Source organism: Rhizobium sp. WSM1328 (assembly GCF_057653715.1).
Genome location: NZ_JBYGKO010000002.1, coordinates 253,962 through 266,875 on the forward strand (window position 1 = coordinate 253,962; position 12,914 = coordinate 266,875).

13 protein-coding genes are annotated in these 12,914 nt (G+C 60.2%); 9 read left to right on the top strand and 4 right to left on the bottom strand.

All coding sequences use genetic code 11. The annotated features are described in order from the left end of the window. Positions 1 to 171 precede the first annotated feature (171 nt). Together AC2444_RS24735 and AC2444_RS24740 are read right to left on the bottom strand one after the other, a co-directional pair. On the bottom strand, positions 172 to 597 hold the full coding sequence (locus AC2444_RS24735; protein ID WP_128449336.1) for a type II toxin-antitoxin system VapC family toxin: 426 nt from the start codon (positions 595 to 597) through the stop codon (positions 172 to 174). Next, positions 594 to 848, bottom strand: a complete 255-nt coding sequence (locus tag AC2444_RS24740; RefSeq protein WP_128449335.1) for a FitA-like ribbon-helix-helix domain-containing protein — start codon at positions 846 to 848, stop codon at positions 594 to 596. Before AC2444_RS24740 ends, AC2444_RS24735 begins: the two co-directional genes overlap by 4 nt. 320 nt (positions 849 to 1,168) lie before the next feature. Between AC2444_RS24740 and AC2444_RS24745 the strand changes: the two genes are divergently transcribed. Then, entirely contained in the window at positions 1,169 to 1,312 is a 144-nt protein-coding gene (locus AC2444_RS24745; RefSeq protein WP_245461241.1) for a hypothetical protein, read from the top strand. Between the two features lie 71 nt (positions 1,313 to 1,383). On the opposite strand, the gene AC2444_RS24750 is transcribed toward AC2444_RS24745, so the two are convergent. Next, positions 1,384 to 1,554: a hypothetical protein gene (locus AC2444_RS24750; protein ID WP_245461240.1), complete on the bottom strand. Its 171-nt coding sequence runs from the start codon at positions 1,552 to 1,554 to the stop codon at positions 1,384 to 1,386. Positions 1,555 to 1,805: 251 nt separating this feature from the next. Next, positions 1,806 to 3,767 (bottom strand): elongation factor G, encoded by a 1,962-nt coding sequence (locus AC2444_RS24755; protein WP_128449334.1) that lies wholly within the window; start codon positions 3,765 to 3,767, stop codon positions 1,806 to 1,808. Positions 3,768 to 4,316: 549 nt separating this feature from the next. Between AC2444_RS24755 and AC2444_RS24760 the strand changes: the two genes are divergently transcribed. The 8 genes from AC2444_RS24760 (at position 4,317) to AC2444_RS24795 (ending at position 12,911) form a co-directional block, all read left to right on the top strand. Continuing rightward, positions 4,317 to 5,603 carry a GGDEF domain-containing protein gene (locus tag AC2444_RS24760; RefSeq protein ID WP_128449333.1) on the top strand — a complete coding sequence of 429 codons (1,287 nt, stop codon included), beginning with the start codon at positions 4,317 to 4,319 and terminating at the stop codon, positions 5,601 to 5,603. A 142-nt stretch (positions 5,604 to 5,745) separates the two neighbouring features. Continuing rightward, positions 5,746 to 6,489: a FadR/GntR family transcriptional regulator gene (locus AC2444_RS24765; protein ID WP_128449332.1), complete on the top strand. Its 744-nt coding sequence runs from the start codon at positions 5,746 to 5,748 to the stop codon at positions 6,487 to 6,489. Continuing rightward, entirely contained in the window at positions 6,473 to 8,071 is a 1,599-nt protein-coding gene (locus tag AC2444_RS24770) for an ABC transporter substrate-binding protein (protein WP_128449331.1), read from the top strand. Before AC2444_RS24765 ends, AC2444_RS24770 begins: the two co-directional genes overlap by 17 nt. Before the next feature lie 84 nt (positions 8,072 to 8,155). Continuing rightward, positions 8,156 to 9,115, top strand: coding sequence for an ABC transporter permease (locus AC2444_RS24775; protein ID WP_128449330.1), 960 nt, complete (start codon positions 8,156 to 8,158; stop codon positions 9,113 to 9,115). Between the two features lie 2 nt (positions 9,116 to 9,117). Next, positions 9,118 to 9,996: an ABC transporter permease gene (locus AC2444_RS24780; protein WP_017996098.1), complete on the top strand. Its 879-nt coding sequence runs from the start codon at positions 9,118 to 9,120 to the stop codon at positions 9,994 to 9,996. Between the two features lie 18 nt (positions 9,997 to 10,014). Next, complete coding sequence (locus tag AC2444_RS24785) at positions 10,015 to 10,932, top strand: dihydrodipicolinate synthase family protein (RefSeq protein ID WP_128449329.1); 918 nt, start codon at positions 10,015 to 10,017, stop codon at positions 10,930 to 10,932. Positions 10,933 to 10,940: 8 nt separating this feature from the next. Then, on the top strand, positions 10,941 to 11,957 hold the full coding sequence (locus AC2444_RS24790) for an ABC transporter ATP-binding protein (protein ID WP_017996096.1): 1,017 nt from the start codon (positions 10,941 to 10,943) through the stop codon (positions 11,955 to 11,957). Beyond that, a complete protein-coding gene (locus tag AC2444_RS24795; RefSeq protein ID WP_128449328.1) occupies positions 11,958 to 12,911 on the top strand; it encodes an ABC transporter ATP-binding protein in 954 nt (317 codons plus the stop codon). The last annotated feature ends 3 nt before the right edge of the window (positions 12,912 to 12,914 follow it).

Below are 12,914 nucleotides of genomic sequence, written 5' to 3' on the forward strand. Positions count from 1 at the left end.
GATTATTTTAATCAGCTTTTAATCCGCGGCAATCCACGCCTTCGAGTCACCCGAATAGGTTGCACGTAGAATTGGGGCCATGACGTCCCGTGCAGATAAATTGCCAACCTGCCGGTCTGGATGGGTCGAGATTGCGGGATGGCTCGGCAATCATCTGAAGCTTTGTCGCTGCTATGTTGGTGCGTACCACGGGTTGATAACGTTAAGTCCTGCGGCTTCGAAGGGACTAGTGTCGCGGGTGGCGACAATAAATCCGTTCGCCGCGGCAGTTGCGGCGATATAGGCATCTGCTTTACCGATTGCCCGCCCTGCTACGCGTGCTTGCGCCATTAATTCCGAATAGCTCTTTGACACAGCCATGTCGAACGATAGAATGCGTCCAGAAAATAGAGGTAGAACTTCCTGTTCTAGTCGATCGTAGAGGACGGCCTTGCGTCTTCCGTTATGCATCGCGGCAATGCCGAAACGTAACTCAGCTACTGTAATCGCCGAGACGAAAAGTGTTTCCACTGCTTGAGCATCGATCCACGCCAGCACCTGATTATCGGGTGTGGGCTTCCATGGCTCCGAGATGACGTTGGTATCGATCAGGATCATTCGAAACTCATAGGTTCCGCAGGCGCTTTGTCTCGGACGAGCTGCAGATTATCCACATCGGTGTTGGAAAGCCCTGCCTCGCGCCCGATCGATGCTAGCAACGAGCCCAACATGACGCGCTCAGCTGGCCGTACCGCTGTTTCTAGGATGTCACGGATTTCTGCCTCGGTACTGCGGCCGTGATGAGCTGCCCTCACTCTCAAGGCACGATGGGTCTCCTCAGACAAATTGCGTATTGTAACTGCTGCCATCGCTTGCACTCCCTTAACACTGATGGTCATGCTATCAATATATGGAAGGTGATATCAACTGACAACTCCTCTAGTTGTTTGGGAATGACGCTTTTTGAATTGCGACAAATTGCAACCCTCATCCACTATCCATGCGCAACCTTTCGTCCGGGGGCGCAGGTCTCGGAAGGCCTGCGGGAGAGCTATTGGCGGCAGGGACAGGCAACCGGCTTGCCTGCCGCCTACCATGCGCTCGGGGCGTTTTCGGAAACTGATTTCCGCGATGACCCAGGAAGATCACAGTTCCCGCGCTGGTGGTCCACGGCAGCGACGACCAGATCGTGCCGCTGGAAATCTCCGCGAAGTTCACCGCTGAGCTCGTTCCACATGCCAAGCTCATTGTCTATGAAGGCGGCTCGCGTGGGCTGCTGCACGTCGACAAGGACCGCTTGAACGCCGATCTGCTGGCGTTCCTTCGCGGTTGATGGCGTGCAAAGGCCGGGTGGCGGCCGCCAGGCCTGCGGCCTTTGCCTACGATCGAATGCGGGTCTGGCAATCAGGACGCCGCGACCTCGTTCACCGACGCGTCGGAAAAGAGATCATCACCAAGCTCCTTCCCGACGATGCCGCCCAGTTCTGCCGATGGTGACACCGCGGCGTCCAAAGGCGCAAATGTCATCGTCACCCGCTGCACATGCCCCGTCTCGTCGCGCTCGATGACCCCCACCGATCGGGGCCGCTGCAAAGTGTTGCCTGATATTGCAGGAAATGGCGCTGATCGATCGCACCGTAGAAGGTGGGCTGCTGCGAGGCGTAGAGCGTGCCGGCAGCCTCGACCAAGCGCTTGATATTGTCATGGCCCGAAACCGGACGGCGCAGGACCGTCGGGCCTGTGCTACTACAACTGCAAACGTTCCAGGCACGCAAGGGCGGGCGTGAGCCCGGCTCTGTGAACGAGCATGAAGTGGCGCGAACGTTTCAGTGTGCGGTGCCTGGTTTTTCGTTTGCCCTCACAATTGCGTCCGCTTCCTTGCCGTATAGTTCCTCGAAGTGATCGAAGGTCTTGGAAAAATAACCAATGCCCTGCGTCGCCGAGCGCAGCGCCCGCGCCAGATCGTTAAGTGCGCCGCCCGGAACGATCGCCCGGAAGATGTCCCATCCCTTGGCGGTTTCATCACGGTCGAAGCCGAGAACCTGACCGTTGAGAGCGGAGACGCTTTGGACAAGGCTGCCTGAAAAGACCGACGGGATGTGGAACTCGCAGTGGAAGACCGGCTGCATCAACACGGTCGATCCTTCGGAAAGCGCCTGGCGCACCCCCATTTTCGACGCAGTCCGGAAGGCGTGTTCCGAACTGTCGACGGTATGGTGCTGACCATCTAACAGCGTTACGCCGACATCGATGAGTTCGAAGCCTAGCGGCCCTTTCTCCATCGCTTCGCGCGCGCCCGCTTCGACGGCGGGGATGTAATTGCGCGGAACGGCGCCACCCTTGATGGTTTCGCCAAAGGTGAAGCCGTGACCGCGCTCGTTGGGGTGAATGCTCAACTTCACATCCGCGAATTGCCCGGCACCGCCGGTCTGTTTGCGATGCCGGTAATGAACCTCCGATGGTTTCGCGATCGTCTCGCGGTAGATTGGGCTTGGCGTTCGGTCGGTCACGGAGATATGAAAGACATCGCACAGCGTTCGGCAGAGATCACGCAGATGCACCGGCCCCTGGGCGCGGACGAGTTGAGCGCCCGTGCCTTCTTCCTGCAAGACCTCCAGACCGCGATCCGTCTCGGAAAGTTTCGCCAGCGTTTCGGAAAGTTTGTTTTCATCGCGCTCGCCACCCGGAATTAGGATCCTTTCAAGCATCGGCGTGGGTGGTTCCGTCCACTCAGGCGGGGCGACCACCGCGCCGGAGGTCAACAGAGAAGCGACGGGCAGGTGGTCGGACTTGACCGTTGCGAAGACATCCCCCGGCGCAGGCAGAACCGCCGAATTGGACCGCCCGTTTGCGAGAGTTTGTACGGCGCCGAGGCTGGAGCCGCCCAGTGATGCGCCTTGCCGCAGTCCCTCGCCAAGTGCGCGCAAGAGCACCGTCTTGCCGACATTCTGGCGATGATAGGCATGGAAGCTCACGGCCACCAGCTTGCTTTCATCGACAGTTCCCGTATGAGCGAGACGCTGCCGAAGACCCTCTACCGGCGGCGCCTCGTGGCGCAGCGCCTTCATCAGCCTCGTCATGCCGTTGCCGTGAATTGCAGCACCGATCAGGACCGGGATAATTCTATTTTCCCTTAGAACCCGTGATGAAATGGCATAGAGGGCATCACTGGATGGCTCGCGGTCCTCGATCAGTTCCTCGAGAAGCCAGTCATCAAATTCGGACAGGTGTTCCAGGAGCTCGGTGCGCGCTTCGTGCTCGCGTTCGGCAGTGCTTTCGGGGATTGCGATCAGCGCCGAAGGCTGGCCTTCCCGGTATCGCCACGCCCGTTCCGAAATCAGATCGCAACTGCCAATGACCCTATCCCCCTCGCGGATCGGGATCTGGCGAAGCAAAAGGGTGTGGTTGGTGTAGTCTTGAAGCGCGGCGATCACGTCCCTCAACCGCCCTCGCGGTTCGTCCATCCGGTTGACGTAGAGGATGCAAGGCGTCCCCGAGGCTTCAACTATCCGCAGATAGGGCGCGGCGAGCACAGCCTCCGCGGGTGCCGATGAAACGCACAATATGCAGGCGTCGCTGGCAAGAAGCGCGTGCTGCGCATGCGCCAACGCTTCGTTGGGTCCTGGCGCATCCAGTGCACACCACGCCTCGTTTCCGAAGGTGAATTCTGTGAGGTTCAATCCATAAGGCGAGCTGGATTTTCTCGGCGTCCCCTCCAGGGAGCCGAGCTTTTCCACGACTGTCGATTTTCCGGTCTGCGAGGGTCCAAGCACGGTGAAGCAGCGCATCGGCCTTCCTCCAACTGCCATAAACACAATTTTCAGCCATCATAGGATGCCCTGAACCGCTGCAAGGCGCCAGAGGTGTTCAGTGTCAAACGCTTGACCTGGACTTGCATTTGAGGCTGATCCATTCAGGGGCTGAGAACGCATTGACGAATTTGCGATATCGACGTCAATGCGCGACGAACCACTGCCATTGTTTGCAGCCGCGGCCGAATAGATTGCTCCGGAGCAATTCCGTGAAGTGTTTCTACACCAATGAGGAGGAAGCGCGACTAATCGTACTCATCTTGACCTTTGAACATCAGCGGTCTGTCGCGCTGCCTGGGGTGGACCACGCTGCGAACCGACTTAGATTGCTTTGCTACATTGATCGCCTTGACAGGAATCGAACCGTGAATTCGGCCTGGCATGAGTGAGACTTTGGCCCGATATGATACGTTTACGACATACTGTCGTCCGCTGGTACAAAATCATTAGGGCAAGCAGATCGTCTTTTGGGGCGGAATTCGCGGCCCGTCTTGCCTCCGGTCGTCTGCTCCCTAGATCCGACACATGGATACCGAGCGAACCACAGCTCCTATCAGATCGGTAAGGGCGTCTTCGCGGAAACCTCTGCAGAGGTTGAGCCCGGCCATTGTCGAGCAAGTCGAGCGCCTGCTCGGTGGACGCACGCGTGATATCCGCTTCAATGGGGAACTGGCTCGGCTTTTTGGCGAACGCTCCTGGCCGCGGACTGCCAAGATCATTCGCGCGTGGATGGTCTGGGTTATCGTGCTCGACGTCCTGACGTTGGGCCTCAACGCGATCTTGCTTCCGACTGAAACCGTCATGTCGATGCTTTGGCCAGCGTCTATCCTTCCCCCCGCGGCTCTTGTCGCCGCGATAGCCTTCCTGCGGCCGCATGCTTTGTGGGTGCAGGGAGTTTTCCTCCTCTCGGCTGTTTTTCTCATCCTCCTGTCGGTCGCCTTGGTGGGCGTTAACACCGGTGGCGAGTTTTATGAGCGGCATTTGACCATCATGCTTTTTGTGGCCGTCACTGCCATTATCATATTTCCCATTCCACTCGGTTGGGCGATGGCGATCGGTGCTTCTGCCCTCGGTATCTACCTTGTGTTTCAACTGCGCAATCCAGCCATCGAAGTGGGCGGTGCTCTGGCCGGGACGCTGTTTTTCGCAAGCGGTGTGGCTGCGACCCTCGTTGCCCGACGTACCGCAACCATCTTCGCTCAGAAGACTTTCTTGCTGGAGTTACGAGATCGAAGTCGCCTCGCGGAGCTTACCGACGCCAATTCCCAGCTGGAATTGCTGGCACGGACAGATCCGCTGACGGGTGTCGCCAACCGGCGCTCGATGATGGAAACGCTCCATTATTTCTGGAGCGAGGATCTTAAACGAACGAGCGGCGCGGCGATGCTGATGTGCGATATCGACGACTTCAAGCATCTCAACGATAATCTCGGACATGCCGAAGGCGACCGCTGCCTGGTGAAGGTTGCCGGCATCATTCAGAGCAGCATGAGAGACGAGCGGGACCAGGTCGCCCGTTACGGAGGCGAAGAATTTCTCGTCTTTCTCCCAGGCTCAGATGAGCAAGAAGCCAAGGTCGTCGCTGAACGGATACGCAGCCGAGTGGAAGCTGCGTCTCTTCCAAACCCGACCTCCCGCGTCGTTGCTTATGTCACTGTCAGCATTGGAGTGGCCACGATGATACAAGACAGTGAGCTTGTGTCAGCAGAGCACATGCAACGCCAAGCGGATGCGGCGCTCTACCTTGCCAAAAAGACCGGCCGCAACCGTGTGGTGGTCCATGCCGCAAAGGTCGACCAAGCCTCAGACTAAAGCCGTTTGGCTATCGTGGTGTGCAAGAACGAAGGCCGCAAGCTGGGTCCTGTGTCAGCCCTCCCAGCTTGACCATTTGACAGATATCCTACAAGTCGATATGTAGCATCGATCTTATCGGCGATGCGGGAAAGTGACCGGCATGAAATTGAAATCGATGAAGCCGTTGACGCGCGCGCCACTGCTGCATGTCTCCGTGCAGGAAAGTCTGCGCGCCTATATCGACGACAATGGCCTTGCGCCGGGAACCCTGCTTCCGGCCGAGGGAGAGCTCGCCACCCAGCTCGGTGTCAGCCGCAATTCGCTGAGGGAAGGCATCAAGGCGTTAGAATCGCTCGGCGTGCTGGATACGCGGCGCGGCGTCGGTATCTTCGTGAAGGCCTTTTCCTTCGGGCCGCTTCTCGACAACCTCGCTTACGGCCTCGGCGGCGCGCTGCGGCAGATCGAGGAGGTCCTCGAAATCCGCCGTACGCTGGAAGTGGGATTGATCGGCAAAACGATCGACGTGATCGGCGAGCACGACATCGCCGAATTGCGCGCCACCGTCAATCGGATGCGCGCCCAGGCCGAGCGCGGTGAAACCTTTGCGGAAGACGACCAGCTGTTCCACCGACTGCTGTTTCGCTGCCAGGACAATGAAACGCTGGTGCGGCTGATCGATGTCTTCTGGCTCGCCTTCTACAAGGCGTCGGATTTCGTCAACCTTGAAAATGCCGATCCGATGGCAACGTGGCGCGACCATGCCGCAATCGTCGATGCGATCGAGGCAAAAGATCTGGAGGAGGCGCGCAGACGCCTGGATCGTCACTACGAAGGCATTGCCCGGGTGATTGCCAACAACAAGACAAGTTCAAACGTGGGAGGAACACATGAAAAGACTGTCTAGATTATCCGTGATTGCGCTTGGCGCCCTGCTGTCGACGGCTGCCGTTCCAGCTCTTGTCGTTTCGGGCGTTGCAATAGAGGCCCAGGCAGCCACGCTGTCGGGCGGCTTCGATGTCGGTCCCGGAGGTTTCCAGGGCAACTTCAATCCGCTCGCCGCGACCGCCGGCTTCACCTGGCTCAGCGTCTATTACGAACCGCTGATCACTTATGACGAGAAGCTGCAGAAGGTCGTCGGCGCGCTGGCAAGCTCCTACGAGGTCAGCTCCGACCAGATGGCCTATACGTTCAAGCTGGTGGACGCCAAATGGCATGACGGCAAACCGTTCACTGCCAAGGACGCAAAGTTCACCATGGGCCTTGCGATGGATGCGAAAACCGGCTCGGTGCTCGCCGCCCGGCTGAAGGGCATATCGTCCGTCGAGACGCCGGATGAGCACACTGTTGTCATCAAGCTCAGCGCCCCCAGCAGCAGTTTTCCCGACACGATGACCAAAGTGATGATGCTGCCCGAGCATGCGCTCTCCTCGATCCCGGCCGACCAGCTGGCGAAGAACACCTGGTGGTCCACAGCTCCGATCGGCACCGGTCCGTTCAAATTCACCAAATACGTCTCGGATCAATATGTCGAACTTGCCGCAAACACCGATTATCGCGGTGGCAAACCCGCACTGGAACGCGTCATCAATCGCTATTTCGCCAACCCGGCCGCAGCAATCGCTGCGCTGAGATCCGGCGAAATCCAGTTCACCTATGTCGATTCCAACGACGTGCCGACCTTCAAGGACAACAAGGACTTCCAGGTCATAGAAGGCAACTCTTTCGTCGTCAACTATCTGGGCTTCAACCACGAATCCCCGCTCTGGAAGGACGTGCGCGTCCGCCAGGCGGTAATGTACGCGATCAATCGCGATGCCATCATCCAGAGCCTTTATGGCGGTGCGGCCAAGCCTGCCAACTGCGCCTATGTCGCCGAACAGTTGATACCCCCTGATATCGACAGCTATGCCTATGATCCCGAGAAGGCCAAGCAGTTGTTGACGGAAGCCGGCTGGGACCAGATCAACGGCGGCAAGCCGATCACCCTTCTGACCTATTACACCACGCCGCTGGCGACCAACGTGCTTGCCGCAGTCCAGGCGATGCTTGCCCAGGTCGGCATCAACATCGTCCCGCGCGCCGTCGATGCGCCGACCTATAACAGCATCGTGCTCAATGCGACGCCGGATATCGCCCAGTTCCAGTTGGTTTATGCCGGGCTGCAGAACGGGCCGGATGCCGGAAGCATCAATGTCGGCCTCAACGAGAAGCAGATCCCTCCGGCCGGGCCGAATGTCGCCAGGGTTCGCATGCCTGACCTCACCAAGGCGCTCGATAGTGCGTTGGCCGAGCCTGATAGCGCCAAGCGGGATGCCGCCTACCAGGACGTCTGCAAGGTGATGAACACGAACCTGCCCTGGGCGACGCTCTGGGTGGCAAACCGCTACGGCATCGTCTCGACCAAGGTGAAGGATTTCGTCTGGACGCCGGCGCCGGGCGGCGGCCCCTACCAGGCCAATCCGCAGAAATGGTCGATCGCCGAATAGGCGCTTTCCGGGAAAGCCTTGAGGGTGGCTTCGGCCACCCTGACAAGACGGCCGGACAAGACGGCCCGATAAGACGGATTACCGATGCTCCAATACAGTCTCAGACGCCTGATCATAGGAATAGGCATGCTCGTCGCCCTGAGCATGCTGATCTTCCTGCTGCTGCGCCTGACACCCGGCGATCCAATCGATGCCTATATCGATCCGAACCTTCCGATGTCGCCGTCAGACCTTGCCGATCTGCGCCGAAGCCTCGGCCTCGATCAGCCCTTGCCGGTGCAGTATCTTGGCTGGTTGCAGCAGGCGGTGACGGGCAACCTCGGCTATTCGATCAAGCGTCTCGATCAGCCGGTTCTGGGGCTGGTGCTGTCACGGATCGGCCCGACAGTTCTGTTAATGGGCACCGCACTTGCCTTTGCCATCGTCGCAGGCATCACTTTCGGGGTGATCGGCGCCGTCCGCCGCAATTCGCTTGCCGATCTGTCCTTGTCGGTGGTTGCGCTTGCCGGTATTTCCAGCCCGGCCTTCCTCAGCGCGCTGATCGGCCTTTATATTTTCTCCGTCCGCCTGCACTGGATGCCATCAGGCGGCATGCTGACGCCGGGCGAGGAATTCTCGCTCGGCGATCTCCTCCACCATCTGATCCTGCCGGCGGCACTTCTGTCTGTCGCGCAAGCCGCATTGATCATGCGTTATATGCGCGCCTCGCTGCTCGAAGTTCTGAACCAGGATTACGTGCGCACGGCCCGCGCCAAGGGCGTTCGCGAGTTCTGGGTCATCAGCAAGCATGCCTTGCGCAATGCGCTTCTTCCGATCGTGACGCTGATCGGCTCCACTATCGGACTTGCAATCGGCGGCGCCATCTTCATCGAAAGCGTCTTCAACTGGCCGGGCATGGGGCTATTGCTCGTCGATGCCGTGCAGACCCGCGACTACCCCGTCATCATGGGGGCGACACTCGTCATCGGCACCTGCGTTATCGTCGTCAATCTTCTGACTGATATCACCTATGCGGTCGTCGACCCGCGCATCAAGGTGGGCTGACCATGCTGGCACGCTCGTCCGAACGCCGGAGCCCCGGACCATTTTCCCGCGCCTTCAGTCGGTTTCTGCTCAACCGCGCAGCCGTTGCCGGCGTCTGCATTGCCACGCCAATGCTGCTGCTGATCCTCTCCTATCCCCTATGGTGGGCTTTCCGGCCGAACGACATCGATCTTCTGGCCATGAATAGCGGCCCGACGGCAACGCACTGGTTCGGAGCCGACGGTGTCGGCCGCGACGTCTTCGCGCGCGTGCTCGAAGGCGGCCGGATTTCGCTGCTGGTCGCCGTCGCATCGACTGCGCTTTCCGCGGTCATCGGGTTTCTTTTCGGGGCAATCTCGGCGCTTGCCGGGCGCTGGACGGACGCCGTCTCGATGCGCTTCGTCGATCTGGTGATGACCCTGCCGCCCGTCATCTTCCTGCTTGTGCTCGCCTCGATTGCCGGCACCGGCATCTGGCCGACGGTGCTGGTCATCTCGCTGCTTTCCTGGCCGCTGCTTGCGCGCATGATCCGCTCTCGGCTGCTGGAATTGCGTGAACGCGACTTCGTCATGGCCGCCCGCGGCATGGGCGCCGGCATCGGACATCTGCTCTTTCGCCACGGCCTACCGAACTCGATCGATATCCTCGTGGTCTATGCAACGCTGCAGATCGCCAATGCCATCCTGCTCGAGGCGGGGCTGTCCTTTCTCGGTCTCGGCATCGCCCCGCCGGCGGCAAGCTGGGGCAACATGCTGAACGCGGCCCGCTCGACCGCCGTGCTCGAACAATATCCGTGGCAATGGCTCTTCCCCGGCGCCGCGCTGATCCTTGCCGTCCTGGCGATCAACTTCATTGGCGATGGCCTCAGAGATGCCTTCGATCCGCGTGCCGAACTGAACTGACAATCGAAAGAAGCGAAAATGACCAAATTCAAGGGTGTCGTCCCCCCCGTCGTAACACCGCTCAATCCGGATCTCACCGTCGACTACCTATCCTATACACGCGTGCTCGAGCATCTCATCGATGCCGGCTGTCATGGCGTATTCGTGCTCGGCTCGACGAGCGAGGTGATCTTCCATGACGAAAGGACCCGGCGGGAAATCATCGAACATTCGGCCAAGGTGGTGAATGGCCGGGTGCCGCTGATCGTCGGCGTCATCGATCCGACCACGGATCGCGTCATCGCCCATGCGAAGGTGGCAAAGGCGGCCGGCGCCGATGCGGTCGTGGTGACGGCACCATTCTATACGGTCACCAGCCAGTCAGAGATCCTCGATCACTTCCGTTATATCCGCGACGCGGTGGACATTCCGCTGATCGCCTACGACATTCCCGTCTGCGTTCACGTCAAGCTGCAACGCCAGACCGTGGTCACGCTCGCCAGGGAAGGCGCGATCATCGGCCTCAAGGATTCCAGCGGCGACGACGGCAATTTCCGCTACGCGCTCCTCGACCTTGCCGAACACAAGGACGTCTTCCTGATGACCGGCTCCGAGATCGTCGTCGACACCGCCCTGCTGATGGGTGCCCATGGTGTCGTTCCTGGCATCGCCAATGTCGATCCGCACGGCTATGTCCGGCTTTGGGATGCTGCCCAGCGTGGCGACTGGATCGCCGCGAAGAAGGAACAGCAGCGTCTCTGCCGCTTGTTCGAAATCATCTGGGTCGCGCAGGGTCGTGTCAGCGGCGGCGCAGCCGGCATCGGCGCCTTCAAGACCGCCATGCGCAGCCTCGGCATCATCGATTCCGCTGTCATGCCCCGGCCGCGTGCCTCTCTTAACGAAGCCGAAACGGCGCGGATCGACGAGATCCTGCGTGCAACCGGCCTGCTGAACTGAGCCAGTTGATGGAACAGACCGCCGAACCCGTACTCGACATCAGAGGATTGCGAACGATCTTCCGCATCCGCGGCGGCGAGATCACGGCGGTCAACAATATCGACCTGACCGTTGCCGCCGGCGAGACGCTTGCGCTCGTCGGCGAATCCGGCTCCGGCAAATCGGTCACCAGCCTGTCGGTCATGCGGCTGCTCACCCGCAACATCGGTTTGATCGCCGCAGGCAGCATCCGCCTTGCGACGAGCGACGGCGTCGTCCGCGATCTCGTCTCGCTCGATGAAGAGAGCATGCGCAGGATCAGGGGCGACGACATCGGCATGGTGTTCCAGGAGCCGATGTCGAGCCTCAATCCCGTCTTTACCATCGGCGACCAGATTGGCGAGCCGATCCGCATCCATCGCGGCGCCGACCGCAAGGCGGCGATGAACGCAGCCGTCGCGCTGCTTGAAAGCGTCGGCATACCGGACGCCCGGCGCCGTGCCGGCCAATATCCGCACGAACTGTCGGGCGGCATGCGCCAGCGCGCAACGATCGCCATGGCGCTCGCCTGCGATCCGGCGCTGCTGATCGCCGATGAGCCGACCACGGCGCTCGACGTGACGATCCAGGCGCAGATTCTCGACCTGCTCCTCAAGCTGCAGCGCGAGCGCGACATGGCCATGCTGTTCGTCACCCACAATCTCGGCGTCGTCGCCGAAATCGCCCATCGCGTGGCGGTGATGTATGCCGGCCGGATCGTCGAAGAAGGGCCGGTCGGCGAGGTCTTCCGCAATCCCAAGCATCCCTACACGATGGGCCTTCTCGCCTCCATGCCGCGCCTTGGCGATGCCGCACGGATGAAACAGGCCGGCGAAAAGCTCGCCGCCATTCCCGGCATGGTCCCGAGCCTGATGAACATGCCGAGCGGCTGCGCCTTTTCCCCGCGCTGCAAATTCGCGATCGATGCCTGTCGCGTGGCGGTTCCCGCGCTCGAACAGATCAATCCGCAGCACCGAAGCCGCTGCATCAGATGGCAGGAGATCTAGATGAGCGCACCGCTGCTTTCCGTCCGCGACCTTTCGAAACATTATACCTCCCGCGGCACGCGGCTGAACATTCTCGAGGGTATCTCCTTCGATATCGGCAAGGGTGAAGTCGTCGGGCTTGTCGGCGAATCCGGCAGCGGAAAGACCACGATCGGGCGTTCCGTCCTTCGCCTCGTCGAACCGTCGTCCGGCAGCGTCCGTTTCGACGGGACGGAACTCACAGCACTTTCCGCCTCCGCGCTAAGGCGGCAGCGGCCGCGCATGCAGTATATTTTCCAGGATCCCTTCGCCAGCCTGTCGCCGCGCATGACGATCGGCGAGATCCTGACGGAAGGCCTGAAGATCCAGGGGATCGGCACCGCCCGCGGCAGGCTCGAACGGGCGCAGTCGGCTTTGGTAAAGGTCGACCTGCCCGCCGATGCGATCAATCGATATGCCCATGAATTTTCCGGTGGCCAGCGCCAGCGCGTCGGGATTGCCCGTGCGTTGACCTTGTCGCCGGAATTCATCGTCGCCGACGAGCCGGTCTCGGCGCTCGACGTATCGATCCAGGCGCAAGTGATCAACCTGCTGCGCGACCTCCAGCAGCAGCTTGGCCTGACCATGCTGTTCATCTCGCATGACCTGGCCGTCGTCGAATATATCTGCGACCGGGTGATCGTGCTTTATCTCGGCCGTATTATGGAAATCGCACCGAGTGCCGATCTCTATGCGAGACCGCAGCACCCCTATACGCGCGCGCTTCTGTCGGCGATTCCGTCGCCCGACCCGGATGCTCGCCGTAACAGGCAGATCCTGAAAGGCGATATTCCAAGTCCGGCCAATCCGCCGAGCGGATGTGTTTTTCGCACGCGCTGTCCGAGCGCGCTCGATGCCTGCGCCGGCGCCGTTCCGCAACTGCGGGAAATCGCTCCCGGTCACTTCAAGGCTTGCATCCGCGACGACCTCAACTGATCC

Bases quoted from the DNA above. Each gene is read 5' to 3' on its own strand.
- AC2444_RS24765 (WP_128449332.1), top strand. From the start codon at position 5,746: ATGAAATTGAAATCGATGAAGCCGTTGACGCGCGCGCCACTGCTGCAT.
- AC2444_RS24770 (WP_128449331.1), top strand. From the start codon at position 6,473: ATGAAAAGACTGTCTAGATTATCCGTGATTGCGCTTGGCGCCCTGCTG.
- AC2444_RS24785 (WP_128449329.1), top strand. From the start codon at position 10,015: ATGACCAAATTCAAGGGTGTCGTCCCCCCCGTCGTAACACCGCTCAAT.
- AC2444_RS24775 (WP_128449330.1), top strand. From the start codon at position 8,156: ATGCTCCAATACAGTCTCAGACGCCTGATCATAGGAATAGGCATGCTC.
- AC2444_RS24740 (WP_128449335.1), bottom strand. From the start codon at position 848: ATGGCAGCAGTTACAATACGCAATTTGTCTGAGGAGACCCATCGTGCC.
- AC2444_RS24735 (WP_128449336.1), bottom strand. From the start codon at position 597: ATGATCCTGATCGATACCAACGTCATCTCGGAGCCATGGAAGCCCACA.
- AC2444_RS24790 (WP_017996096.1), top strand. From the start codon at position 10,941: ATGGAACAGACCGCCGAACCCGTACTCGACATCAGAGGATTGCGAACG.
- AC2444_RS24755 (WP_128449334.1), bottom strand. From the start codon at position 3,767: ATGCGCTGCTTCACCGTGCTTGGACCCTCGCAGACCGGAAAATCGACA.
- AC2444_RS24780 (WP_017996098.1), top strand. From the start codon at position 9,118: ATGCTGGCACGCTCGTCCGAACGCCGGAGCCCCGGACCATTTTCCCGC.
- AC2444_RS24760 (WP_128449333.1), top strand. From the start codon at position 4,317: ATGGATACCGAGCGAACCACAGCTCCTATCAGATCGGTAAGGGCGTCT.
- AC2444_RS24795 (WP_128449328.1), top strand. From the start codon at position 11,958: ATGAGCGCACCGCTGCTTTCCGTCCGCGACCTTTCGAAACATTATACC.